This window comes from Natronosalvus caseinilyticus (assembly GCF_017357105.1).
Classification (GTDB): domain Archaea; phylum Halobacteriota; class Halobacteria; order Halobacteriales; family Natrialbaceae; genus Natronosalvus; species Natronosalvus caseinilyticus.
This window is the reverse complement of the sequence record NZ_CP071596.1, coordinates 704,892-728,950: the sequence shown is the minus strand read 5'-3', so window position 1 is coordinate 728,950 and position 24,059 is coordinate 704,892. Positions and strand designations below refer to the sequence as shown.

The 24,059-nt window shown below is 62.9% G+C and carries 18 protein-coding genes, 3 tRNA genes and 3 rRNA genes; 17 read left to right on the top strand and 7 right to left on the bottom strand.

The features are described from left to right. Window positions 1–19: 19 nt before the first annotated feature. Both ilvA and lpdA read left to right on the top strand, forming a co-directional pair. Window positions 20–1,240, top strand: a complete 1,221-nt coding sequence (gene ilvA / locus J1N60_RS03530) for a threonine ammonia-lyase (protein ID WP_312910746.1) — start codon at window positions 20–22, stop codon at window positions 1,238–1,240. A gap of 109 nt (window positions 1,241–1,349) precedes the next feature. Then, a complete protein-coding gene (lpdA, locus tag J1N60_RS03525) occupies window positions 1,350–2,777 on the top strand; it encodes a dihydrolipoyl dehydrogenase (RefSeq protein ID WP_312910744.1) in 1,428 nt (475 codons plus the stop codon). A gap of 126 nt (window positions 2,778–2,903) precedes the next feature. Here lpdA and J1N60_RS03520 read toward each other — a convergent pair whose 3' ends face one another. After that, window positions 2,904–3,386 (bottom strand): halocyanin domain-containing protein, encoded by a 483-nt coding sequence (locus tag J1N60_RS03520; RefSeq protein ID WP_312910742.1) that lies wholly within the window; start codon window positions 3,384–3,386, stop codon window positions 2,904–2,906. Between the two features lie 985 nt (window positions 3,387–4,371). Here J1N60_RS03520 and J1N60_RS03515 point away from each other — a divergent pair. From J1N60_RS03515 to J1N60_RS03490, 6 genes are all read left to right on the top strand, one after another. Further along, window positions 4,372–5,846: ribosomal RNA gene (locus J1N60_RS03515) — 16S ribosomal RNA — on the top strand. 117 nt (window positions 5,847–5,963) lie between these two features. Continuing rightward, a tRNA-Ala gene (locus J1N60_RS03510) sits at window positions 5,964–6,035 on the top strand. A gap of 211 nt (window positions 6,036–6,246) precedes the next feature. After that, a 23S ribosomal RNA gene (locus J1N60_RS03505) occupies window positions 6,247–9,165 on the top strand. 137 nt (window positions 9,166–9,302) lie between these two features. After that, window positions 9,303–9,424: ribosomal RNA gene (gene rrf, locus J1N60_RS03500) — 5S ribosomal RNA — on the top strand. Together the 16S, 23S and 5S rRNA genes with 2 tRNA genes alongside form the textbook arrangement of a ribosomal RNA operon. 115 nt (window positions 9,425–9,539) lie before the next feature. Beyond that, window positions 9,540–9,615 (top strand) — tRNA-Cys (locus J1N60_RS03495). A 217-nt stretch (window positions 9,616–9,832) separates the two neighbouring features. Further along, the gene (locus J1N60_RS03490) at window positions 9,833–10,816 is read left to right on the top strand and encodes an ICP22 family protein (RefSeq protein ID WP_312910740.1); all 984 of its coding nucleotides are present in this window, start codon (window positions 9,833–9,835) and stop codon (window positions 10,814–10,816) included. Window positions 10,817–11,173: 357 nt separating this feature from the next. Here the strand turns inward: J1N60_RS03490 and J1N60_RS03485 are convergent. Further along, a tRNA-Lys gene (locus tag J1N60_RS03485) sits at window positions 11,174–11,247 on the bottom strand. 82 nt (window positions 11,248–11,329) lie between these two features. Here J1N60_RS03485 and J1N60_RS03480 point away from each other — a divergent pair. Further along, window positions 11,330–12,604, top strand: coding sequence for a M20/M25/M40 family metallo-hydrolase (locus J1N60_RS03480; protein WP_312910738.1), 1,275 nt, complete (start codon window positions 11,330–11,332; stop codon window positions 12,602–12,604). A gap of 76 nt (window positions 12,605–12,680) precedes the next feature. On the opposite strand, the gene J1N60_RS03475 is transcribed toward J1N60_RS03480, so the two are convergent. The 3 genes from J1N60_RS03475 to J1N60_RS03465 all read right to left on the bottom strand — a co-directional run bounded on the left by J1N60_RS03475 (window position 12,681) and on the right by J1N60_RS03465 (window position 13,852). Continuing rightward, a complete protein-coding gene (locus J1N60_RS03475; RefSeq protein ID WP_312910736.1) occupies window positions 12,681–13,400 on the bottom strand; it encodes a DUF7119 family protein in 720 nt (239 codons plus the stop codon). 84 nt (window positions 13,401–13,484) lie between these two features. After that, the gene (locus J1N60_RS03470) at window positions 13,485–13,676 is read right to left on the bottom strand and encodes a hypothetical protein (RefSeq protein ID WP_312912641.1); all 192 of its coding nucleotides are present in this window, start codon (window positions 13,674–13,676) and stop codon (window positions 13,485–13,487) included. After that, a complete protein-coding gene (locus J1N60_RS03465; RefSeq protein WP_312910734.1) occupies window positions 13,673–13,852 on the bottom strand; it encodes a hypothetical protein in 180 nt (59 codons plus the stop codon). The genes J1N60_RS03470 and J1N60_RS03465 overlap by 4 nt, the downstream gene beginning before the upstream one ends. A gap of 214 nt (window positions 13,853–14,066) precedes the next feature. Between J1N60_RS03465 and J1N60_RS03460 the strand changes: the two genes are divergently transcribed. The 8 genes from J1N60_RS03460 (at window position 14,067) to J1N60_RS03430 (ending at window position 21,277) form a co-directional block, all read left to right on the top strand. Beyond that, a complete protein-coding gene (locus J1N60_RS03460; RefSeq protein WP_312910732.1) occupies window positions 14,067–14,441 on the top strand; it encodes a DUF8134 family protein in 375 nt (124 codons plus the stop codon). Between the two features lie 45 nt (window positions 14,442–14,486). Then, window positions 14,487–16,262, top strand: coding sequence for a nitrite/sulfite reductase (locus tag J1N60_RS03455; RefSeq protein ID WP_312912527.1), 1,776 nt, complete (start codon window positions 14,487–14,489; stop codon window positions 16,260–16,262). Window positions 16,263–16,266: 4 nt separating this feature from the next. Beyond that, window positions 16,267–16,569, top strand: a complete 303-nt coding sequence (locus J1N60_RS03450; RefSeq protein WP_312910731.1) for a DUF6360 family protein — start codon at window positions 16,267–16,269, stop codon at window positions 16,567–16,569. Between the two features lie 64 nt (window positions 16,570–16,633). After that, window positions 16,634–17,122 carry a DUF892 family protein gene (locus tag J1N60_RS03445; protein WP_312910730.1) on the top strand — a complete coding sequence of 163 codons (489 nt, stop codon included), beginning with the start codon at window positions 16,634–16,636 and terminating at the stop codon, window positions 17,120–17,122. A gap of 5 nt (window positions 17,123–17,127) precedes the next feature. Next, window positions 17,128–17,331 (top strand): hypothetical protein, encoded by a 204-nt coding sequence (locus tag J1N60_RS03440; RefSeq protein WP_312910729.1) that lies wholly within the window; start codon window positions 17,128–17,130, stop codon window positions 17,329–17,331. A gap of 43 nt (window positions 17,332–17,374) precedes the next feature. Next, the gene (rimI, locus tag J1N60_RS03435) at window positions 17,375–17,857 is read left to right on the top strand and encodes a ribosomal protein S18-alanine N-acetyltransferase (protein WP_312910728.1); all 483 of its coding nucleotides are present in this window, start codon (window positions 17,375–17,377) and stop codon (window positions 17,855–17,857) included. A 103-nt stretch (window positions 17,858–17,960) separates the two neighbouring features. Continuing rightward, window positions 17,961–18,089, top strand: a complete 129-nt coding sequence (locus J1N60_RS20580) for a DUF7563 family protein (RefSeq protein ID WP_425499322.1) — start codon at window positions 17,961–17,963, stop codon at window positions 18,087–18,089. A 101-nt stretch (window positions 18,090–18,190) separates the two neighbouring features. Then, window positions 18,191–21,277, top strand: a complete 3,087-nt coding sequence (locus tag J1N60_RS03430) for an MEDS domain-containing protein (protein ID WP_312910726.1) — start codon at window positions 18,191–18,193, stop codon at window positions 21,275–21,277. Between the two features lie 218 nt (window positions 21,278–21,495). Here the strand turns inward: J1N60_RS03430 and J1N60_RS03425 are convergent, their stop codons facing one another. Beyond that, the gene (locus tag J1N60_RS03425; RefSeq protein ID WP_312910724.1) at window positions 21,496–23,088 is read right to left on the bottom strand and encodes a preprotein translocase subunit SecD; all 1,593 of its coding nucleotides are present in this window, start codon (window positions 23,086–23,088) and stop codon (window positions 21,496–21,498) included. Then, on the bottom strand, window positions 23,085–23,963 hold the full coding sequence (gene secF, locus J1N60_RS03420; protein WP_312910722.1) for a protein translocase subunit SecF: 879 nt from the start codon (window positions 23,961–23,963) through the stop codon (window positions 23,085–23,087). The genes J1N60_RS03425 and secF overlap by 4 nt, the downstream gene beginning before the upstream one ends. Between the last annotated feature and the right edge of the window lie 96 nt (window positions 23,964–24,059).

Below are 24,059 nucleotides of genomic sequence, written 5' to 3'. Positions count from 1 at the left end.
CCATCCTGATTGTACCGCCATGGTCGAGGTCCGTTTCGAAGACGTGCTGGCGGCCCGGGAACGCTTCGACGACGAGTCGGTCGTTCGCGAGACGCCGCTCGAGTCCAACCGATCGCTGAGCGGAATGGCCGACGCGACGGTGTTCCTGAAGATGGAACACCTCCAGCGGACGGGCTCGTTCAAGACGCGCGGCGCCTACAACAAGCTCGTCCAGGTGGCCGAGGAGGGCACCGTCGACCGCGTCGTCGCCGCCAGTGCGGGCAACCACGCCCAGGGGGTGGCTCTCGCCGCGACCAAGACGGGCCTCGAGTCGACCATCGTCATGCCGAAGAACGCGCCGCAGGCGAAGGTCAACGCGACCCGGAGCTACGGCGGCGACGTCGAACTCCACGGCAACGACTTCCAGGCGGCGATGGCCCACGCGAAGACGCTCACCGAAGCCGAGAACGTCGGCTTCGTCCACGCTTACGACGATCCCGACATCGTCGCCGGGCAGGGGACGCTGGGACTCGAGATCCACGAGGCGCTCCCCGAGGTCGATACCGTCATCGTGCCGATCGGCGGCGGCGGCATGATCGGCGGCATCGCTACCGCCCTCGCCGGCCTCGACCCCGAAATCCGCGTCGTCGGCGTACAGGCGGATTCCGCCGCGACGGTGCCCGACAGCCTCGACAAGGGCTTCCCACAGGAAATCGACGACCCGAACACCATCGCCGACGGGATCGCCACGGGCGGCATCTCGGAACTCACCTTCGAGATCATCCGCGAGCACGTCGACGAGGTCGTCACCGTCACCGACGACCAGATCGCCCAGAGCACGCTCGTCCTCCTCGAGCGAGCCAAACAGCTCGTCGAGGGGGCCGGCGCGGCATCGGTCGCAGCGCTGCTCTCTCCCGACCTCGACGTCAGCGGCGAAACCGTCGTTCCGGTGCTCGGCGGCGGCAACATCGACATCTCCATGCTCCAGACGGTCCTCGAGCACGCGCTGACCGACCGCGACCAGCTGTTGCGACTGCAGGTCCGCATCGCCGACCAGCCCGGCAAGATGGAGGAAATTTCGGGCGTCATCTCGGATCTCGGTGCGAACATCCGGACGGTCCGTCACGACCGGGCCGTCGGCGATCTCCGGGTCGGGGAGGCCTACCTCGTCTTCCAGGTCGTCACCAGCGGCCGCGAACACGCCAGGGAGGTCCTCGACGCGATCGAATCTCGTGGGTACGACGCCACTCGAGTCGACTGACGCTGCCTCGCTCGAGACCCGCACGCCCCTTGTTCGAGCCTTCGCATACCCCGTCGGTCGGCGCAATACCTGCCCGTTTTTATATCTCGATTGGATTTGCTCTAGTATAATGGTCGTCGGAGACATTTCGACTGGAACGGACGTACTCGTTATCGGTGCGGGCCCAGCAGGCTACGTGGCCGCGATTCGGGCCGGCCAACTCGACCTCGACGTCACGCTCGTCGAGAAGGAGGCCTACGGGGGAACCTGCCTCAACCACGGCTGTATCCCCTCGAAGGCGCTCATCACCGCCAGCGACCTGGCCCACGAGGCCGGCAACGCCGAGGAGATGGGCATCCACGCCGACCCGGCCATCGACCTCGAGGGGATGGTCTCCTGGAAGGACGGCGTCGTCGATCAGCTCACGGGGGGCGTCGAGAAGCTCTGTAAGGCCAACGGGGTCAACCTCATGGAGGGCGTCGCCCACTTCGACGGCGAGAACACGGTCCGCGTCTCCCACGGCGGCGAGGGGCAGGGCAGCGAATCCATCGACTTCGAGCATGCGATCGTCGCGACCGGCTCTCGCCCGATCGAGATCCCAAACTTCTCCTACGACGACGACCCCGTGCTCAACTCGCGGCAGGCCCTCGCGCTCGACTCGGTCCCCGACTCGCTGGTCGTCGTCGGCGCCGGCTACATCGGGATGGAACTGGCGACCGTCTTCGCGAAACTCGGCACCGACGTGACGGTCGTCGAGATGCTCGACGAAGCGCTCAACGGCTTCGATCCCGACCTCGCTCGTCCGGTTAAAAAGCGCGCGAAAGACCTCGGGATCGACTTCCACTTCGAGTACGGAGCCTCCCGCTGGAGCGAGCACGGCAATGGCATTCGCGTCGAGGCCACCGCCGAAGACGGCGAAGACACGCTCGAGATCGACGCCGAGAAGGTCCTCGTGGCTGTCGGCCGGGCGCCGGTCTCCGATACGCTCGAACTCGAGGCCGCCGGCATCGAAACCGACAAACGGGGCTTCATCCCGACCGACGACCGCGGCCGGACGAACGTCGAGCACGTCTTCGCCGTCGGCGACGTCGCCGGCGAACCGATGCTCGCCCACGCCGGCAGCAAGGAGGGCCAGGTCGCCGCCGAGGTCATCGCCGGCGAGCCCTCGGCGCTCGACTACCAGGCGATGCCCGCGGCCGTCTTCACCGACCCCGAGATCGGCACCGTCGGCATGACCGAGATGGAGGCCGAGGAGATGGGATTCGAGACGGTCTCCGGGAAGTTCCCGTTCCAGGCCAGTGGCCGTGCGCTCACCACGGGCCACACCGACGGCTTCGTCAAGATCGTCGCCGACGAGGACGCCGGGTTCGTCCTCGGTGCCCAGATCGTCGGCCCCGAGGCCTCCGAACTGATCGCCGAACTCGGCCTCGCCATCGAACTCGGAGCCACCCTCGAGGACGTCGTGTCCACGATTCACACCCACCCGACGCTCTCGGAAGCCGTGATGGAAGCCGCCGAGAACGCGCTCGGACACGCGATTCACACGCTGAACCGGTAACCGGTATCAGATAGCCGCTAACCGTAGCCAATTGTCGCACGTCGCCGCTCTTCCTCACTCCTCTTTCTGCTTCCCCTCGAGTGACCGTTTGCTCCGTGGGTCGAAAAATTCGACAAGCCGTTGCACTTAGACGACCTCGAGTGCACCTTTCATCCCCCGGTGGCGGTGAGGGGTGCAGTAGTAGGTGTAGACACCCGGCTCGTCGAACGTGAACGAGAACGTCTCTCCCTCGCCGTATCGCTCGCCGCTGTCGAACACACCGTCGGTGTCGACCACGTCGTGTCGACCGCCTGCACCCGTCCACTCCCAGGTGACCGTCGAGCCGGCTTCGACGCGAACCGCACGCGGGGCGTATCCCATCCCCTCGCGACCGGTGCCGACCGCGACGACCAGCTCTTCCCCGCTGGCCCCCGTCCAGTCGACGGTCCCTGGATGATCGATCCCGTCGAGGTGTCCACCGAAACCGGGCTCGTCGTCCTCGGCGACGAACGATTCGCCCTCGTAGTAGTCGCCGTCGTCATCGCCCCCGAAGAGACACCCTGCTAGTCCTGCGGTTGTCACGAGTCCGATTCCCTCGAGAACTCGCCGCCTGGTCGCTCGCTCGCGCATATACCTAGGCGTTCGGCTTCGTGGCCATAGCTCTCTCGCTCTCCCTTGCACCGTTGCAGCGTATCCAACGTCTTCTTACGCGTGCACGCACGACCTCCACGTACGCGGGTACCACTCGATCCGACCCCACCTGCCAGGGAGGAATGACCGATCGACCTCCGCCCGCGGGACACCACTCGACGAGCAGCCACGCCGTTGGACTGACTCGAGGCCCGAGTCGAGGGATACATTTATTATCATTTTGACGTTCCTCGAGCACCCGTGGTCGGTGAAAAACCGTGCCATGGTAGCGGACTCCCACAGAGCTATCGGTTCGACGGCCTTATATACTAACCCTCTCCTCGAATAGAATGCAAACGACGTGGCCCACGCGGCCACGTCCCCTCTGGCCGTTTCCCGGCACGGAGGTTGGCACTGCATTCCACCCTTACACTGGGCGTCGAACTGATCCGACGACCTTAAGTGTATAAGCCAACTCGGATTGGACGCAAACGTGGTCGGCCTCGCCGGCCACACCAATCCAACGGCCTTATATACTTAGGGACGTTCAGATTGGAACGCGAACGCCTCGCCGGATGCGACTTCCGGCCGGGCCGCGATCCGATGCCCTTAAGTGTGTAAGGCGACTCGGATTGGATGTGAACGAGGTCGGCTTCGCCGGCTTCGATCCGATCCGACGCCCTTAAGTAAACGAGGGCATTCGGATGCAAACGCAAAGAACGCGTGATCGATGGGGCGTTCAACTCGCTCCATCATCTCGGACTCGGTTCGAAGGGGTTATGTACCCCGGACGACCTACAATGTAGTCCGAAGGAAATGAGGATCTCACCCCTGCGGTCCGCCGTACAGATGGGATCTGATGTTAGCCTTGGTAGTTCGGTGACGCTCGATCGGTTAATCGAGGCTGGTCACCGAACGGACCCATTTAGTGTGAGTGTGTACCTACATTCACCGCCAACTCCTCCAGCTCTGCTGGAGGGATAGCATTCCGGTTGATCCTGCCGGAGGTCATTGCTATTGGAGTCCGATTTAGCCATGCTAGTCGCACGAGTTCAGACTCGTGGCAGATAGCTCAGTAACACGTGGCCAAACTACCCTGTTGAGGGCGATAACCTCGGGAAACTGAGGCTAATAGCCCATACGGCTCGATGCCTGGAACTGGCTCGAGCTCGAAATGCTCAGGCGCGACAGGATGTGGCTGCGGCCGATTAGGTAGACGGTGGGGTAACGGCCCACCGTGCCGATAATCGGTACGGGTTGTGAGAGCAAGAGCCCGGAGACGGAATCTGAGACAAGATTCCGGGCCCTACGGGGCGCAGCAGGCGCGAAACCTTTACACTGCACGACAGTGCGATAAGGGGACTCCAAGTGCGAGGGCATATAGTCCTCGCTTTTGTGTACCGTAAGGTGGTACACGAATAAGGGCTGGGCAAGACCGGTGCCAGCCGCCGCGGTAATACCGGCAGCCCAAGTGATGACCGCTATTATTGGGCCTAAAGCGTCCGTAGCTGGCCGCACAAGTCCGTCGGGAAATCTACTCGCTTAACGAGTAGACGTCCGGCGGAAACTGTTCGGCTAGGGACCGGAAGACCTGAGGGGTACGTCTGGGGTAGGAGTGAAATCCCGTAATCCTGGACGGACCACCGGTGGCGAAAGCGCCTCAGGAAGACGGATCCGACAGTGAGGGACGAAAGCTCGGGTCACGAACCGGATTAGATACCCGGGTAGTCCGAGCCGTAAACGATGTCTGCTAGGTGTGACGCTGGCTACGAGCCAGCGTTGTGCCGTAGGGAAGCCGTGAAGCAGACCGCCTGGGAAGTACGTCCGCAAGGATGAAACTTAAAGGAATTGGCGGGGGAGCACTACAACCGGAGGAGCCTGCGGTTTAATTGGACTCAACGCCGGACATCTCACCAGCACCGACAGTATGCTGTGAAGCTCAGTGTGATGAGCTTAGTGGAGCTACTGAGAGGAGGTGCATGGCCGCCGTCAGCTCGTACCGTGAGGCGTCCTGTTAAGTCAGGCAACGAGCGAGACCCGCACTCCTAATTGCCAGCAACACCCTTGTGGTGGTTGGGTACATTAGGAGGACTGCCAGTGCCAAACTGGAGGAAGGAACGGGCAACGGTAGGTCAGTATGCCCCGAATGTGCTGGGCTACACGCGGGCTACAATGGTCGAGACAGTGGGATGCTACGCCGAGAGGCGACGCTAATCTCCTAAACTCGATCGTAGTTCGGATTGCGGGTTGAAACTCACCCGCATGAAGCTGGATTCGGTAGTAATCGCGCCTCAGAAGGGCGCGGTGAATACGTCCCTGCTCCTTGCACACACCGCCCGTCAAAGCACCCGAGTGAGGTCCGGATGAGGCCGGCGTAACGCCGGTCGAATCTGGGCTTCGCAAGGGGGCTTAAGTCGTAACAAGGTAGCCGTAGGGGAATCTGCGGCTGGATCACCTCCACAGACCGGGACTGGGGCGACGCCCCAGCCCACACGCGGTCCGTTCACCGACCGCTCGATCGGCCGAGCGAGCACCTTTGAACTACCAAGGCTAACGTTTGTGCCCCCGAGAGGGGGTGGGCCCATAGCTCAGTGGTAGAGTGCCTCCTTTGCAAGGAGGATGCCCAGGGTTCGAATCCCTGTGGGTCCATCTCTCGGGTGACGATCGTCGTACTCTTTCGAGTACGGCGTCTGATCCCGAATGAACCGATGCACCACCCCGCGCAAGCGTGGGTGGGAAGGGTCGATGTCGCCAGCCGTCTACTGGTGGCAGATGAGACCGTGTGTACGTGTAGTCCAGGCGTCCACTGGACCCGTTCCCGGGTCACAACCGCTACACTTCGTGTAGCAACCGATCCGAAAGAACGTGGCTACTGTGCCAACTGGTGGATCGCTCGGCTCGAGAGCCGATGACGGACGTGCCAAGCTGCGATAAGCCCAAGGGACCCGCACGGAGGGGAAGAACTTGGGATCTCCGAATAGGAATCCTCTTGCAATTGCTTTGCGCAATGGGGAACGTCGAGAATTGAAACATCTTAGTATCGACAGGAAAAGAAAGCAAACCGCGATGTCGTTAGTAACGGCGAGTGAACCCGACACAGTCCAAACCGAAGCCCTCACGGGCAATGTGGTGTTCGGACTGACCTGCAACATCCGACCATCGACGAGAAGTCTCTTGGAATAGAGCACGAAACAGGGTGACAGTCCCGTACCGTCGATCAGTACGATGGGAGTCAGCTCCAGAGTAGCGGGGGTTGGAATTCCCTCGTGAATCCCGCGGGCATTGACCGCGAAGACTAAACACTCCTCGAGACCGATAGCGAACAAGTAGCGTGAGCGAACGCTGAAAAGCACCCCAAAAAGGGAGGTGCAATAGGGCGTGAACTCAGTTGGCGATAGAGCGACGGGGCATACAAGGTCCCTCTCAGAATGAACCAGGTGCGAACCTGTAGTAAGCCGAGAGGGAAGCCGGTGTTCCGTCGTGCGTTTTGAAAAACGAACCAGAGAGTGTGCCTGTCTGACGAGTCTAACCCGAGTATCGGGGAAGGCAGAGGGAAACCGATATGACCGCAGTCTTACGACCAGGGTCACCGTGTTCAAGCGCGGGGAGTCAGGCGGGCACGACCCGAAACCGGATGATCTAGGCATGGGCAGGGTGAAGCGTGGCGAAAGCCACGTGGAGGCCCGCTAGCGTTGGTGTCCTACAATACCCTCGCGTGACCTATGTCTAGGGGTGAAAGGCCCATCGAATCCGGAAACAGCTGGTTCCAACCGAAACATGTCGAAGCATGACCTTCACCGAGGTAGTTCGTGAGGTAGAGCGACGGATTGGGGGACCGGACTCCGAGAGGAGTTCGCCCCCCTGTCCAACTCCGAACTTACGAACGCCGTCGACGTGAGGAGTCCGGTGCGCGGGGTAAGCCTGTGTACCGTGAGGGAGACAACCCAGAGCTGGGTTAAGGTCCCCAAGTATGGACTAAGTGCGATCGAAGGTGGTCGCAAGCCCTAGACAGCCGGGAGGTGAGCTTAGAAGCAGCTACCCTCTAAGAAAAGCGTAACAGCTTACCGGCCGAGGTTTGCGGCGCCGAAAATGATCGGGGCTCAAGTCCATCACCGAGACCTAGCGACGTGCGTCACCGCACGATTCCGTAGGTTGGCGTACTGTTCGGGTGGAAGCACGGAAGAGATTTCGTGTGGACCGTGCAGTAACGAAAATTCTGGTCATAGTAGCAGCGTTAGTCGGGTGAGAACCCCGACGGCCGAACGAGTAAGGGTTCCTCAGCAATGCTAATCAGCTGAGGGTTAGCCGGTCCTAAGTCAGCCCGCAAGTCGAAGCTGACAAAAGGGAAATAGGTTAATATTCCTATGCCAGTGTGCACTCAAAGCCGACGCTTTGGGGTCGCCTCTCCCGGGCTTTCGCCCGGGTGAACAGTCCAAGACCGTGGAAGCCGTAATGGCACGAAGCGGTCGAACGGCTGGATAACGCAAGAGAGGTCAACCCAGAGCCCGTGAAAAGGCAAGCACACTGTCCGTACCGAGATCCGACACAGGTACTCGTGGCGGCGAAAGCCAAGGTCTGTCGGGAGCAACCGACGTTAGGGAATTCGGCAAGTTAGTCCCGTACGTTCGCAATAAGGGATGCCTGCCACGGAAAGTGGCAGGTCGCAGTGACTCGGGCGCTCCAACTGTCTAGTAACAACATAGGTGACCGCAAATCCGTAAGGACTCGTACGGTCACTGAATCCTGCCCAGTGCAGGTATCTGAACACCCCGTACAAGGGGACGAAGGACCTGTTAACGGCGGGGGTAACTATGACCCTCTTAAGGTAGCGTAGTACCTTGCCGCTTTAGTAGCGGCTTGCATGAATGGATCAATGAGAGCGCCACTGTCCCAACGTTGGGCCCGGTGAACTGTACATTCCAGTGCGGAGTCTGGAGACCCCCAAGGGGAAGCGAAGACCCTATAGAGCTTTACTGCAGGCTGTCACTGAGACGTGGTCGCCATTGTGCAGCATAGGTAGGAGCCGTTACACAGGTACCCGCGCCAGCGGGCCACCGAGGCATCACTGAAATACTACCCGATGGTGACTGCGACTCTCACTCCTGGCGGAGGACACTGGTAGCCGGGCAGTTTGACTGGGGCGGTACGCGCTTGAAAAGATATCGAGCGCGCCCCAAGGTTTCCTCACTCGGGTCGGAGACCCGAGAAAGAGCGCAAGAGCATACGGAAGCCTGACAGTGTCCGGCACAACAACGGACGCTGACGCGAAAGCGTGGTCTAGCGAACCAATTAGCCCGCCCAATGCGGGCAATTGCTGACAGAAAAGCTACCTTAGGGATAACAGAGTCGTCACCCGCAAGAGCACATATCGACCGGGTGGCTTGCTACCTCGATGTCGGTTCCCTCCATCCTGCCTGTGCAGAAGCAGGCAAGGGTGAGGTTGTTCGCCTATTAAAGGAGGTCGTGAGCTGGGTTTAGACCGTCGTGAGACAGGTCGGCTGCTATCTATTGGGGGTGTAACGGTATCTGACGGGAACGTTCGTATAGTACGAGAGGAACTCCGAATGGGTGCCACTCGTGTACCGGCTGTCCGAGAGGGCACGTGCCGGGCAGCGACGCACCACGGGGTAAGAGCTGAACGCATCTAAGCTCGAAACCCACCCGAAAAAGAGATGCCACCGAGATCACTCGTAGAAGACGAGTTCGATAGACTCGGGGTGTACGCACCGAGGCAACGAGGTGTTGAGCCCGCGAGCACTAACCGATCGAGCCACCATTCATTTCGCATGGATCAACCCGTAAGAACGGGTCCAGGCGCTAATTGGACTACACGTACATAACGGTCACAGAGACCAAGACATCGGACACCGTACACCGACCCTGGCAGTATCGCGGTTCGACTCCGCGAGTCGGCGTTACGGCGGCCAGAGCGGCGGGGCACCACCCGTACCCATCCCGAACACGGCAGTTAAGCCCGCCCGCGTTTCGGCCAGTACTGGCGTGGGAGACCCGCTGGGAACCCCGGCTCGCCGCCGACACCACTCATACACTATTCAACCCTCACGAGCGACTGCGCTCGTGGGGGTTTTCGTCGTTACAGCGGGCACGTCGTACCGCTACGCTTAAACGAACGCGGAGGCTACATTCGAGCGCGCCAAGGTGGCAGAGTTCGGCCGAACGCAGTTGCCTGCAGAGCAACCCATCGCCGGTTCAAATCCGGCCCTTGGCTCTTTCCCGTTTCGTTCCCTGTTCCGTCCGAGTAGTCCGTTTCATCTCATCCTTCGAGCACGTCGATTTTCGATTCCTGTGGTCCAACTCCATCGAATCGTCGAGGGCCAGTCGATCGCGATCTCTCGAGTGGGTTCAGTTCGACCGGACGCTATCCCTGCCTCTGCTCTTTCGAGAACTTAGTAACCGTTATACGACGCGCGGACAACGCCTCATACATGCAATTACGCGCAGGGATCGTCTATGCCGTCCTGTTTATGGTGATCGCTGCGGGCGCGTACGCCGTTATCGCGACCGCGGAATCACCGCAGGTGACGATCGACGAAGCCGATGCGGATCATCAACTCGAGCAGGGTGACGAGATAACGGTCGAGGATCGGACGTACAACGTGTCCGAGCTGGACGGGGCTGCCGGAACGGGGACGTTGGAACACGTCAACGATTCCGTTCCGACGGACGTGACGTGGTCCGGTGCGAGTGCTGCGAACGGTGACGCCTGGGACGATGGCGATACGGTTCAGTTCGAAGAGGAGGGAACGGAGTACTACGTCTACATCTATGCGCCGCCGGGAGAGGATGCTGGTGATGATGGCGGTAACGAGAGCGAGGACAGCAACGAAACCGAGGATGGCAACGAAACCGGCGATGGCAACGAAAGTGAGGACGGCAACGAGAGCGACGAGGAAGCCCAACCCGAAACCTTCCTGCTGATCGAGGCAGTCGATTCCGAAGACGGAGAGGGATACACGTTCATCGAGCGCGCCGATGGCGTCTACGTGACCGTCGAGGAGGACGGCCAGGAGGTCGTTCGCCACGTGACAGAGGTCGACGATATCGACACTCAGGAGTACGCGGTTGGAGACGGGGTGACCTTCTACGAATCCGAGATGGAAGAACAGGTCGACGCCGAGGTGACGACGATCGAATCGGACGAGGTGACCCTCGAGTACACCGGTGAGGAAGTCACGGAGGTGTCGCTCGCCCACAACGAGGAAGTGATGATCGAGCAGACGTCCTACGGCGTTCACTTCCCGAGTGAGGACGTCGTTTATCTGACCGAGGATGTCGAGAGTTTCCAGGCTCAACACCAGGCAGTCGATGAGCACAACGAGCGAATTCACGGCTTCTGGTGGGCAATCGGGCTGTCAGTGATTGCGATCGTCCTGCTGTTTGGATTGGCGTTCATGCCGCTGCGAGGTTGAGGGCTCGAATTTATAGGCGATCGCGGTTCGCGTATCGGTTTGTCGACGTGATTGGTATGGGGTATTTTCGGTGTTCGGTGTCTGTGTGCGTTGGCCGTTCTGGAGTGACAACTGTGGCTGTTCGGTGCGGTCTGGGTCCGAATGGGGTGCATCCGATGCGGTTCGATACTCGAAAATCGCTCGTGTCGACGGCGCCGGATCGATCCGAACTCGCTGCTCACGAACGTGTTTGCGACAGGATAGCGGGCCGGGCGCGATTGTGAACGACGCCCAGAAATGCTCGCTTCGCTGTGCCTCTCTGATCTACTTCAAATCACGGGGCCGTTTTGCCACTCGCGAATGTGCTCGTGACAAAAGCGGGCCGGGCGCGATTTGAACACGCGACCGTCTGGTTAAAAGCCAGACGCTCTGCCGAACTGAGCTACCGGCCCCGTATGCTCCTCTTTCGGGGACGCGTGGTTAAACGTTTCTTTCTCCCACGGTATTATATCGGGGTCCGACGTGGTCTCGCACATGAATTTCCGCATCTGGGACGACGACCTTCGAGAGTTCGTCGATACGTGCTGTTCGTTCGAGACGACTGCAGGAAACGAGAAGTCGGCCCAGGTGTGGCTACGTGAGGAACTCGAGGCGGCGGGCTTTCGAACCTACACCTGGGAGGCCGACCCGGCCGTCCTGGCCGAGCATCCGTCGTTTCCGGACGACCCCGACGACATCGAGACGGCAGGTCGGCCGAGCGTCGCTGGAGTCCTCGAGTTCGGGGATCCTGACGCAGGGCCGACGCTGGTGTTGAACGGTCACGTCGACGTCGTTCCCACGGGGTCGGGGTGGGAGGGTGAGCCGTTCGAGCCCCGGTGGCGCGACGGTCGCCTGACGGCCAGGGGTGCGGCGGACATGAAGTCGGGGCTGGGGGTGTGCGTGTTTGCGGCGCGTCACCTGGCAGAGGGCGCTACGAATACTGGCCACGGCCCCGACTTGGACGGCCGAATCGTCGTCGAGAGCGTCGTCGGCGAGGAGGAAGGCGGGATCGGTGCGGCCGCGGCGGCCCTCGAGAATCCCTATCCGTTCGAGCGAGACGCGGCGATCGTCGCGGAACCGACGGAGTTGCGTCCGGTGACGGCGGTCGAGGGGAGCCTGATGGTCCGAATTGGCCTCGAGGGCCGGTCGGCCCACGCGGCGACACGGTGGCGGGGGGCGTCGGTGTTGCCGGCGTTCGAGCGCGTTCGCGAGGAGTGTGAGGCGTTCGAACGGGAGCGAAGCGAGGCCGTCTCCCATCCGCTGTACGACGAGTTCCCGATCCCGTGGCCGATCTGTATCGGGCGAGTCGAGGCAGGACGGTGGGCGTCCTCGGTCCCGGACGAACTGACGGCGGAGGTTCGTGTTGGCGTCGCGCCCGGGGAGACGGTGACGGACGTCGAACACGCGCTCCGAAGCCGCCTCGAGTCGCTGTCGGACGATCCGTCCTGGCCGGCGGGGGTCAGCGGGCCGACGATCGAGCGGTTCTCGGTGCAGTTCGAGCCGGCGGAAATCGCGGCGGACGAACCGGTGGTTTCGGCGCTCCAGGACGGGATGGTGGCGCGAGGGTTCGACGCCGAGGCGACCGAACCGCGCGGGGCGACCTACGGCGCCGACAATCGACACTACGTCGAGGCGGGGATTCCGACGGTCCTGTTTGGGCCGGGGAGCATCGACCAGGCTCACTTTCCGGAGGAGACCATCGAGTGGAACGAGGTTCTCGAGGCGGGGGCGGTCATTGCGGAGACGGCGCGGGCGTACCTGTCGCGGTGAGGAATTGTGACGCTCGTCCGGGACTGGAACTATCCGAGCGGATTAGCGAGTGCGTTCGCAACGCTTGCTCCAGAGGCTACTCGAGCGTGTTCTCGAGGGCGTCCGCGACGATCGTTCCCGGATCGACGCCCTCGAGTGAGGCTCGTCGCCGGAGGTCGCGGTAGGCCGACGCTGGGAGGGTGAGTTCGAGGCGGCCGAGGGTGACGTCGCAGTCGGCGAGTGCGTGCTCGACCGAGGTGCCGTCGTTGACCTGGCTGGCGACCTGGCGGACGTCGCGAACGGTGAGGTCGCCGTCGAGGACGGCCCAGGCGAGCAGGAGTCGGTCCTCGCCGCCGACGCGGGCGATGTGTTTGGCGGCGGAGGGGGCGATTTCGCCGAGGGCGACCTGTCGACGAACCGATCGGGGGAGGTCGTGGACGCGGGCCCACTTGCGGATGAACGAGACCGTGACCGTCCCGTCACCCTCGACCTGGTCGCTGGCTCGCTCGGCGGCGGTCTTGTAGGATCCTTCCCCGCGGACGAGGGCGGCACAGGCTGCGGCACCGCGGAGCATGTAGAGGTGATCTTCGTCGACGGGCCCGGTGGCGAACTGGGCGACGGTTTCGGCCGCGAGTGCGAGACTGTCCGGATCGTCGGGGTCGAACTGGACGGCCTGGCGAGCGTGGCTTCCCGTGATCGATTCGTCGCCCCGGATGACCGGTGCGCCGACTGGCGATTTTCGATCCGTCGGGACCGGAGCCTCGTCCCCGGGATCGCCGTCTCGAGCGCGGCGGTCTCCGGTGTGGTCGTCGGTCATGTACCGCTGATAGGGGCGACGTGCCTAAAAAGCGTTCCAGACGGTCCGCTGTGGTTCGTCGAGGAGTGCATCCGGGCCTCCTCACTACTCCTCGCGTCGCTCGGCGAGGTGCTCCCAGATTTCCGTACAGCCAGCGCCGACGTCGACGTCCTCGAGGTGGGCCGTGTCGTTCTCACCGCGAGTAGCCTCCGGGGTGGGTCGGCCGCCGTCGTTTCCTTCGTCGCTTTCGTCGTCGGATTCGTCCAGCTGGCGTCCGTCGGGTGACGCGTTCGTCATCGTGTGTCCTCCGTCGGATCGTCGGTCGGTACCGATCCCCACGCGCCGGATTCGATGGGAGGGAGGTGCAATTCCGGAGCCACGTCGGCGGAGACGTGCTGGCGACTCCGTACCCTGCGTTCGGAGGGCTGGCGGCGTGATGGGCGGTCGTGTAGCCGTGACGGATCGTCGGGCATACTCCCCCGTATGGTCGGCCATCGCTTAAGCACGGCTTCGGGTGCAAGCGATACCCCGGCTCCCGTTCTCGGGTAACGATTGCTGGTATCTCTGACGGGACGAAACGAAAGACGACGACGCCTGCTGGCGATCTCCGCCCAAACAGCCGTCACGACAACGGCGAAGCATTGCACGGGCCGATGGACGAAGGTGGCGTCCACCCGAAGCGAGGGTATGGCAATTTCGTTGCGTACCCTCGACGACGGGGCGTGGATCAGCGTCAACGATTCCCGGACGGTGGGCGCGAGCGACGTCTGGACCCTCGCTCGCGGCCGATTCTGTCGGTGCGAACCGGCGTACGTCCTGCTCGAGGGGTTCACGGACGTCGGCGTCGACGGCACCAGCGTGATCGCGGGGGCGGTCGGCCGGTGTCTCGAGTGCGGTCGCCACGACTCCCTCGAACGCCTCCCAGTAGGCCGGGTCGTCGACGGCGAGTTCGAGCGGTACGAGTCGTCGGCCGTCCAGTCGACGCTCGAGCCGTCGTCCCGCCGAGCGGGCGAATCGGCCCGGCAAATACCGCCGGAACGGGCGAGAGGCGGGGAGAACTGACGCCACGGCCGGGGCCTTGTAGGTGGTCCGCGTAGCCCGGTGCAGATGCCAAGCGACGTCGAGAACTGGAAAGACGAACTGTACGGGACCGATATCAGGGAGGCGATCGAGGAGTTCGCCGCGTCGGGGTGGGAGTCGATTCCCGAGGACGAACACGACGCCTGGTTCGAGCGCTTCAAGTGGTACGGGCTGTACCACCAGCGCGCCGGCCAGGAGTCCTATTTCATGCTCCGGGTCGGTCCGCCGAGCGGGGTCCTCGAGCCGGGACAGTTTCGCGTCCTGGCCGAACTCGCGAAGGAGTACTCGAACGGCCCCGCCGCCAATCCGGAGTTCGGCAACGGCTGGCTCGACGTGACGACCCGCCAGGCCGTTCAGCTCCACTGGATCAACCTCGAGGACGTCCCCGCAATCTTCGATCGACTCGAGGACGTCGGTCTCTCGGCGGTGCAGGCGTGTGGGGATTCCTGGCGAAACATCGTCGGCTGTCCGGTCGCCGGGAAGGACGAGCACGAACACGTCGACGCCGGCGCGCTGGCCGACGACCTCCACGATACGTTCAAGCGAAACGAGGCACACTCAAATCTCCCCCGAAAATGGAAGGTGTCGGTTACCGGCTGCGACGAGGGCTGTGGCCAGGGCGATATCAACGACCTCGCGTTCGAGCCGGCTGAGAAGGAAATCGACGGCGAGCGGGTCACGGGGTACAACGTCCGCGTCGGCGGCGGTCTCGCCCGCAACGAGCCCCGCTTCGCCCGCGGGATCGACGTCTTCGTCACACCCGAGCAGGCCGTCGACGTCGCTGGCGGCATCTCGGGCCTGTTCCGGGACTACGGCAACCGCGAGAACCGCTACGCCGCCCGGATGAAGTTCCTCGTCGACGAGTGGGGCCCGGAGAAGGTTCGCGACGTCCTCCAGGAGGAGTACGTCGACTTCGACCTCGAGACCGCGGGCGAGGACCTGCGCTCGTCGTATTCCTACAACGCCGGCGAGGCCACCGGCAAGCACGACCACGTCGGCGTCCACGCCCAGCCAGACGGCAATTCCTACGTCGGGCTGAACGTCCTCGTCGGCCGGATCGGTGCCGACGACGCCCTCGAACTGGCCGACATCGCCGACGAGTATGGCTCCGGCGAAGTTCGTCTCACCCAGCGCCAGAACGTCGTCTTCACGGACGTTCCCGACGAGAATCTGGACGACCTGCTCGCAGAGCCGCTGCTCGAGACCTACAGCCCGGACCCGCATCCGTTCCAGCGCGGGTCGATCGCCTGCACCGGGACCGAGTTCTGCTCGCTCTCGATCGTCGAGACGAAGAATCGGCAGGTCCGGTTCTCGCGCTGGCTGGTCGAGAATGTCGAGTTGCCCGAGGGCGTCGACGACTTCCACATCCACCTCTCGGGGTGTACCGCGTCGTGCGCCCAGCCCCAGATCGCCGACGTCTCCCTGCGGGGGATGAAAACGCGCAAGGACGGCGAACCGGTCGAGGCGCTCGACATCGGTCTGGGTGGCGGCCTCGGCGAGAACCCGCAGTTCGCCTCCTGGGTCGGCGAGCGCGTTCCTGTCGACGAGGTGCCGGGCGCCATCGCGAACCTGCTCGAGAACTTCGCCGACGCCCGGACGGGCGAAGAGAGCTTCCGCGAGTTCGTCGCCGCCCGCGACGACGACGAACTGGCCGACCTCATCGAACCCGAGGAGACCGACTACGAAGATCCGTACATGCACAACACCAAGCGGACCTGGTACCCCTACGCGGACCAGGACGCGCTCGACGAGAGCCCGGCCCCGGCGACGCCGGACGGGTCGCCGATTCCGTCGGACGACTGAGTCTATGGCCGACCGACTCATGCGCGTCACCGCGCACACGACGCTGGACCTCGCCGACGCGGTCGTGACGGGACACGACTTTGAGGACGAGCGGGACGCGGTGGTGGACGCGACTGCAGCCCGGAGACAGCCCGACCACGTCAAACTGCAATTCGAGCTGGACAACATGTCCGAGACGCACCTGCCGGCGCACATGGAGGAGGTGCGCCTGACGCCAGACCAGGCGCGGGCGCTGGCGGCCGACCTGGAAAAACATGCCGATCGCGTCGAGGAGGCTGCCGGCGAGACAGACGAGGCCGCCGAGTAACCCGCCTGCCATCGCAGGCTGACGACGTTTGTCCCTCCCCGGCGGAGTCCGACCTGGTGGTTCCATGACCGAAACGATCCAGGACCTGTTCGAGCACGGCCTCGAGGACATCTACCACGCCGAGCACCAGCTACTCGACGCGCTGGAAGACCTCGAGGAACACACCGAACGCGAGGAAATCGCGAACGCCTTCGCCGAACACCGCGAGGAGACCCAGACCCACATCGACCGCCTCGAGGAGGTGTTCGACGCGTTCGGCGAACCGCCCGAGAAAGAAGAGTGTGAGGGCATCGAGGGACTGATCGAGGAGTACGAGGAGTTCCTCGAGACCGATCCCAGCCAGGAGGTCCTCGACTATCACAACATGGCGGCCGCCGAGAAGACCGAACACTACGAGATCGCGGCTTATGGCAACCTGATCCCGCTGGCGGCCCAGATGGACATGCCCGAGGCGGCCGACCTGCTCGAGGAGAACCTGCGGGAGGAACAGGACGCCCTCGAGGAGTTGAAGACGCTCACCGAAGAGTTCGATATGGAAGCGATCCCGGCCTGATACGTATGGCTGACGACGAGAACGAATCTGGATCCCGAGACGAGAGCGAATCCGGGTCCGGGTCCGAATCCGACGACGACGGAAGCGAACTCTCGAAGGAGGAACAGACGCAGTACGGCGGTACGGAAGATGCGAACGACGAGGACGAGAACGAAAGCGAGGACGAAAACGAGAACGACGGCCAATCCGAAGCTGACGAAACCGGCTGAACGGTCGCGTACTTCTTTTACCCCCACGTCGATACTCCCTCCTGTGACGACCCCGACCGAGTCGACGCGGACTCGAGACGGCGTGACGATCCGCCAGGCCGAGCGGGCCGACCTCCTCGCGGTCGTGCGGATCGAGAACACGTCGTTCCCCCAGCCGTGGCCCTACGATGCGTTCACCCAGTTTCTGGGCGAGCCCGGGTTTCTGGTCGCCGAAACCGGCGACGGGCGGGTCGCCGGCTACGTCGTCTCGGACGTGACGCCGAACTACGGACGCGACATCGGCCACGTCAAGGACGTCGCCGTCCATCCCGACTGGCGCGGTTCGGGTATCGGTTCGGCGCTGCTGGGCCGGTCGCTCGCCGTCCTCGCGAGCCAGGGTGCTCACTCGGTCAAACTCGAGGTCCGGGAATCGAACGACGGGGCGAAACGCCTCTACGACCGGTTCGGGTTCGACCCGCTACGGCGGGTGCCGCGGTACTACGAAGACGGGGAGGACGCCATCGTGATGGTTCGCGAGCTTTCGTAACGCGTTTGCGATACTCGCGACACCCCGCGGGCTCGTGGCGTTCGCGAACCACCTTGCATACCCACCCACAGCCGCTATTCTCACGCTCCACAGAGCCTCGAGTATGGACTTCACACCGGAGTCGAGTACCTGTCAGCACTGCGGTCGCCCCGTCTCGATCGACTACCGTCGAACCCACGGTGACGAGAACGGATTCGTGGAGACGTGTCCCCGGTGTCGGCGCTCTGGGTGACGCGAAACCTAGCATTTGCTAAAACCAGTAGCAGATGGACGATAGATCACCTGGTCTAATTGGGGACCAGAGTTAAGAATCTCCGTGAATAACCTGATTTAGTGAGTAACCAGGTCAAGCGCGGTACGCGACAGCGAGAACCGGACCGCGAGGGTGGGCCGGGGGCACTGCATCAGCACTCGGAATTTCGGGGGCCGGTCGAGCCCCAGGACACCCACGACCACTCGAACGACCATTTTGCACTCATCTACGAGCGCCGTGAAGACCAATTTGCATCTGCGATCCCGTTCATCTGCGAGGGGCTCGAACGTGGCGAACAGTGTCTGTACGTCGCCGACGACAACTCCAGAGAAGAAGTCGTGGAGGCGATGCGGGACCACGGCATCGACGTGAACACCGCCCTCGAATCGGGTGCGCTCTCCGTCCTCACACCAGCGGACACCTACCACCGAACCGGCGAGTTCGATCGGGCCACCATGCTGGAATTCTGGGAGGAGTCGCTCGAACAGGCGAAAGACGAAGACGGCTATACGGGACTCAGAGCGGCCGCCGAGATGACGTGGGCACTGGAGGGAGACACGAGTGCCGACGAACTGGTCGAGTACGAGGCCGTGCTCAATTCCCTCTACCAGGACGAAGACTACGCCGTCATGTGCCAGTACAACCGAGAGCGATTCCCGGCGTCAGTTATCCACGACGTCATCAAGACGCACCCACACATCGTCTCCGACAGCACCGTCTCACAGAACTTCTACTACACACCACCCGAGAAGTTCTTCGGCTCCGAGAAGGCGGAGGCGAAGGTCGATCGTATGATGCAGACGCTGCAAGAGCGGACGGAGGTGAAGACGGCATTAACGGAACGACAAGAATATCTGGAGCGAGTTTTCGAGAGCAGTCACGACGGCATCCTCATCGTCGACCCCGAAGCGGACGAGATCGTCGATGCGAACCGGGCCGCAACCGAGATGCTCGGCTATACGTACGACGAATTGGTAGCCCTGGCTCCTTCCGACATACACCCCAGCGAACTCGACGCGTTCCGGGAATTCGTCGAGTGGGTGTTCGAAGACGGCACCGGGTGGACTGATGAACTTACCTGTCACACCAAGAACCGGGGCCAGATTCCAGCAGAGATTTCTGCGTCTCGAATGGAACACAACGGCCGTCCGGTCCTGCTCGCGGTGGTCCGCGACAATAGCGAGCGCAGGAAGTGGGAACGGGCCCAACGGCAATTGTACGAGATAACGTCCGATCCCGATCGGCCGTTCGATGAGAAACTCCAGGACTTACTCGACCTCGGCTGTGAACACTTCGATATGGAACTCGGCGGTATCGCCGTCGCTGAACCGGACACTGATCACTTCGAGGTGGAGATCACGAACGGTGAGCACGAACACCTCGCTCCGGGCAAATCGTATCCTCTCTCCGAAACGTACTGCCGTGTGCCTGCGGACGAAGGGGGAACCTGTGCGATTACCGCTCCGACGAGCGACGGGCTCGAAGGCAAGCTGTGCTACGACCAGTTCGGTGTGCGGACGTACCTCGGAACGTACCTCGAGTTCGAGGACGACAGCAACCGGACGTTCTGGTTTGTTTCGACCGAACCGAGAGCGGACGCGTTTTCGGAGGCCGAACGGACGTTTCAGCACCTGATGGGGCAGTGGGTAAAATACGAACTCGAGCGCCGCCACCGCGAGCAGGAACTTCGCGAGCGCACAGAGCACCTGAGTGCGCTCGTCGAGACCGCGCCCGAGTGTATCAAGACCGTTGCCGACGACGGCACTCTGCTCCAGATGAACTCCGCCGGGCTCGACATGGTGGGGGCCAACTCGGAATCGGCGGTAATCGGCGAATCTGTCTACGGACTGATCGCCCCCGAACACCGCGAGACGTTCCGCGAGTTCAACGAGCGGATCTGTCGGGGCGAGCGAGGCGTCCTGGAGTTCGACATCGTCGGGCTAGACGGCACGCGCCGGCACATGGAAACGCACGCGGCGCCGCTGCATCGCCCCGACGGGACGACGTCTCAGCTTGCGTTGACGCGCGACGTCACCGAACAGGTCGAGCGCGAACGTGAACTCGAACGGACGCTCGACTTACTCGAGAAAACCGAACGCATCGCGGACGTCGGCGGCTGGGAGATCGACCCGGAAACGATGGGCGTGTTCTGGACCGACCACATCTTCGAGCTTCTGGAAGTGGATGCCGACGAGGAACCGCCGCTGGAGGATGCCCTCGACATGTATCACGAGGACGACCAGGTGATCGTCGAGGACGCCGTCGAGAACGCGCTCGACTCGGGCGACCCCTTCGACGTGGAGGCACGGATTCGTACGAACAGCGGCGACATACGGTGGCTGCGGCTGCAGGGTGTTCCGGAGATCGTCGATAACGAGGCCGCCTCGCTCCGCGGAGCGGTTCAGGATATTACTGAACGCAAGCAGCGCGAGCAACGGTTAGAGGAGGTGATCGAGCGACTCGAAGCGTCGAACGAACGGCTCGAGCAGTTCGCCTACGCCGCCTCCCACGACCTGCAGGAACCACTCCGGATGGTCTCGACGTACCTTCAGCTGCTCGAACGACGGTACGAGAACGCGCTCGACGAGGACGGCGAGGAGTTCCTCGAGTTTGCGGTGGACGGGGCCGACCGCATGCGCGAGATGATCGACGGGCTGCTCGCCTATTCGCGGGTCGAGACGCAGGGCGATCCGCTGGAACGCATCGACCTCGACGCCGTGTTCGACGACGTGTTGGCGGATCTTCAAGTCCAGATTTCGGAGAGCGACGCCGAGGTCGCCACCGACGACCTTCCTCGCGTCAGCGGTGATGCCAGCCAGCTCCGCCAGGTATTCCAGAACCTGCTGGAGAACGCGATCACCTACAGCGGCGACGAGAAGCCCCAGATCCACGTCTCGGCCGAACGCGATGGAGCCGAGTGGATCGTGTCGGTCCGCGACGAGGGCATCGGCATCGATACTGACAATCAGGACTGCATCTTCGAGGTGTTCCAGCGCCTTCACACCCACGGCGAGTACGACGGGACCGGCATCGGACTCGCACTATGTGAGCGAATCGTCGAGCGCCACGGCGGGGAGATCTGGGTCGAGTCAGCGCCGGGCGAGGGAGCGACGTTCTCGTTTACGCTGCCAGTAACGGCTGGCGAGCGACGGGAAGTACAGGTGTAAGCGGATAGCTGGAAGCGATCCAACAGTCAAACACGACTGCACACGGGCGCCAGTTCTGTCTTCTCGAGGAGTTAGTTGTGCCGAACTCGGCGCTCCTCTATCCGCGTATGCAGCGCGGACTCAACCCGAATTAGTCTCCTTCGCCAGAGCCGACCTGAGCGTTCGGTATTGGTTACAAAACTCGAGCCGACTAGCGGGAAAAACGCGAAAACGGCGATTTACTTGTCGGTCAGCAACCGGCGCAGGATGTCCCCGTAGGCCGGCCGCGTGATGAGGACTCCGACGAGCACGCCCAGGATCGTGATGATGGCGAACCCCCGGAGGTCGCCCAGGCTGAGTACGGCCAGCGGCGACATGGCGATGATCGTCGTCGCCGCTGCGGCCCCGATGACCCAGAACGCCTTCCGGAACCGGGACTCGAAGACGCGCCTCGAGTTGACGTCGCCTTCGTCTAACACCTCGTCGGCGATGATGACCAGGTCGTCCACGCCGGTCCCGACGACGGCGATAAATCCGGCGACGTGTGAGAGGTCGAGGGGCATCCGCAACAGGGCGGCGACGCCGAGGAGGATGACGACCTCCGAGAGGGCGGTGACGATCATCGGGAGGGCGACGCGACGGTCGCCGTAGCGCACGTAGACGACGCCGCTGACGGTGAGCACGGCCAGGATTCCGATCAGCAGCGAGTAGTTCTTGAACTGCTCGGCCAGCGCGGGGCTGATCATGTAGGTCTGGGCCCGGTCGAAGTCGAGGGGGGCGCGCAGTTCGCCGGCCCGGAGGTTGATCGAGAGGGTCTGGGCGTCCTGCTGGCTGGGCGTGATCATCTGGAACTGCCCGCCGTTTGCCCACTCGCCGCGTTCCATGCTCGAGGCGAGCGTCGGGGCGACGCTGTGGGCGTCGATGACCTCACCGTCGACCACGGTCAGGAGGCAGTAGTTCGACCCTCTGGCCTCGGGGTTCCCGTAGTTACAACTGCTAGGATTCTGGGTGAACCCGTTCTCGACCATCGCCTGCTGGTACTCCTCGGCGGGACCGGGGTTGACCGTGACCGGGACGTAGTCGTACCCATCCTCGCTGTTGTAGGAGGCCGTCCCGATGCTCCCGAAGTCCTGCTGGACGAGCGCCGTCTCGTTTTGCTGACCGCCCTCGCCGTCCGGGTAGTGCATCACGATCTCGACGATTCCGCGGTACTCGAGCAGGGCTCGAAGCTCCTCGGTGGTCATCGCGGGCGCCTCGGTGACGATGTAGTAGGTGCCGTCCATCTCGGCCTGGGAGACCTGGCTGCCAGAGAGGCCGGCCTCGTTGATCCGCAACTCGATCGTCATCTGGATGTCGTCGCGAGTCGCCTGGGTGACGCCCTGCCTGACGTCGTCCTCGGTGACGTCGAGGCCGGCTTCCTGGAGCGCCGCGGCGAACTCGGCTTCCGAGACGTTCCCAGTGAAGACTTCGACGCTGACCTCGCCGTTCTGGTGGTCCGTCCGGACGAGGGCGTCGCCGGTCTCGAGGTCGAGTTCCTCCGAGACGGTTGCCTGAATCTCCTGGCCGCGTCGATCCAGCTGGGTGCCCTCGGCGTCGACGCTGACTTCCTCGACGGTCATCCCCGTGACCGGGGCGCTGATCTTCGTCCCGCCGTCGAGACCGAGGCCGAACTCGAGGTTGTGTATGCTCGAGTCGGATTCGTTGGTGGCGTAGGCTTCCTCGCTGTCCCCGACGACGCCGGGTGGGACGAACAGCGCGAGGAGCGCCGCCGTGAGGAAGACGACCAACAACAGGACGCGCCAGTTCGCCTTGATCGATCCGATGGCGCTCATCGGGCCACCCCCTCGAACTTGTACCACCGAAGCAGGCTGAGGTTCAGCAGGTAGGTGTTCATCAGATCGGCGGCCAGTCCGACGGTGAGGATCAGGCCGATCGAGAGCAGGAGTTCGACGCCGAGCGCCCACGCGGCGACGGCCATGACCAGCATCGCCGCCATTGACGTGACGGTCATGGTGATCCCGGTGCGCATCGCCCGGTGGGTGCTCTCGTAGAAGTCACCGCTGCGCCTGAGAATGTGGTTGTTCAGCAGGATGTCCGAGTCGACGGAGTACCCGACGATCAACAGGAGTCCGGCGACGGTCCCGAGCGAGAGCGGAATCCCGAGGACGTTCATGAACGCGAGCGGGATAACGAGGTCGGAAAACGCCGAGATGACGATAGCGATGGAGGGAACGAACGTCCGGAAGAGGACGAACGCGATGACGCTCATCCCGACGAACGCGGCTCCGAGGCCGAGCAGCGCCGTTTGCTGGGCGGCCGCCCCGAAACTCGCCGACGTCTCCGCCGAGAGCTGGACGACCCGGTCGTTGCCGGAGACGGGCTCGAGGTTCGACTCTGCCTCCGACTGTACGTCCGCGTCGGTCGGCGCGAACTGGACGAGGTACTGGTTCTCGGTGGCCTGGACCGACTGCACCGACTCGGGCTCCTCGCTGAAGGCGGCCTCGATCTCCGCTTCGGAACTCGTCGTCTCGATCGTCAACTCGGTTCCGCCGGCGAAGTCCATGCCCAGTTCGACCGGCGTGCCGTAGACGACGTAGCCGCCGAGGAGAACGAGCAACGCGAACGCAAGGACGGCGAGTGGAACCGCCGCCAGCTGGCGGTTGGTGTACCGGGTGTAATCGATTTCCGGTACCGCGAAAGTCCCCATATACCCTGGGTGTTGCCGTCGGTGAAAGTAAGCCTTCTCAATTCCATCACGATATTTCAGGTGGTGGTTCGGTGAACGAAATGGAACCCGTCATCA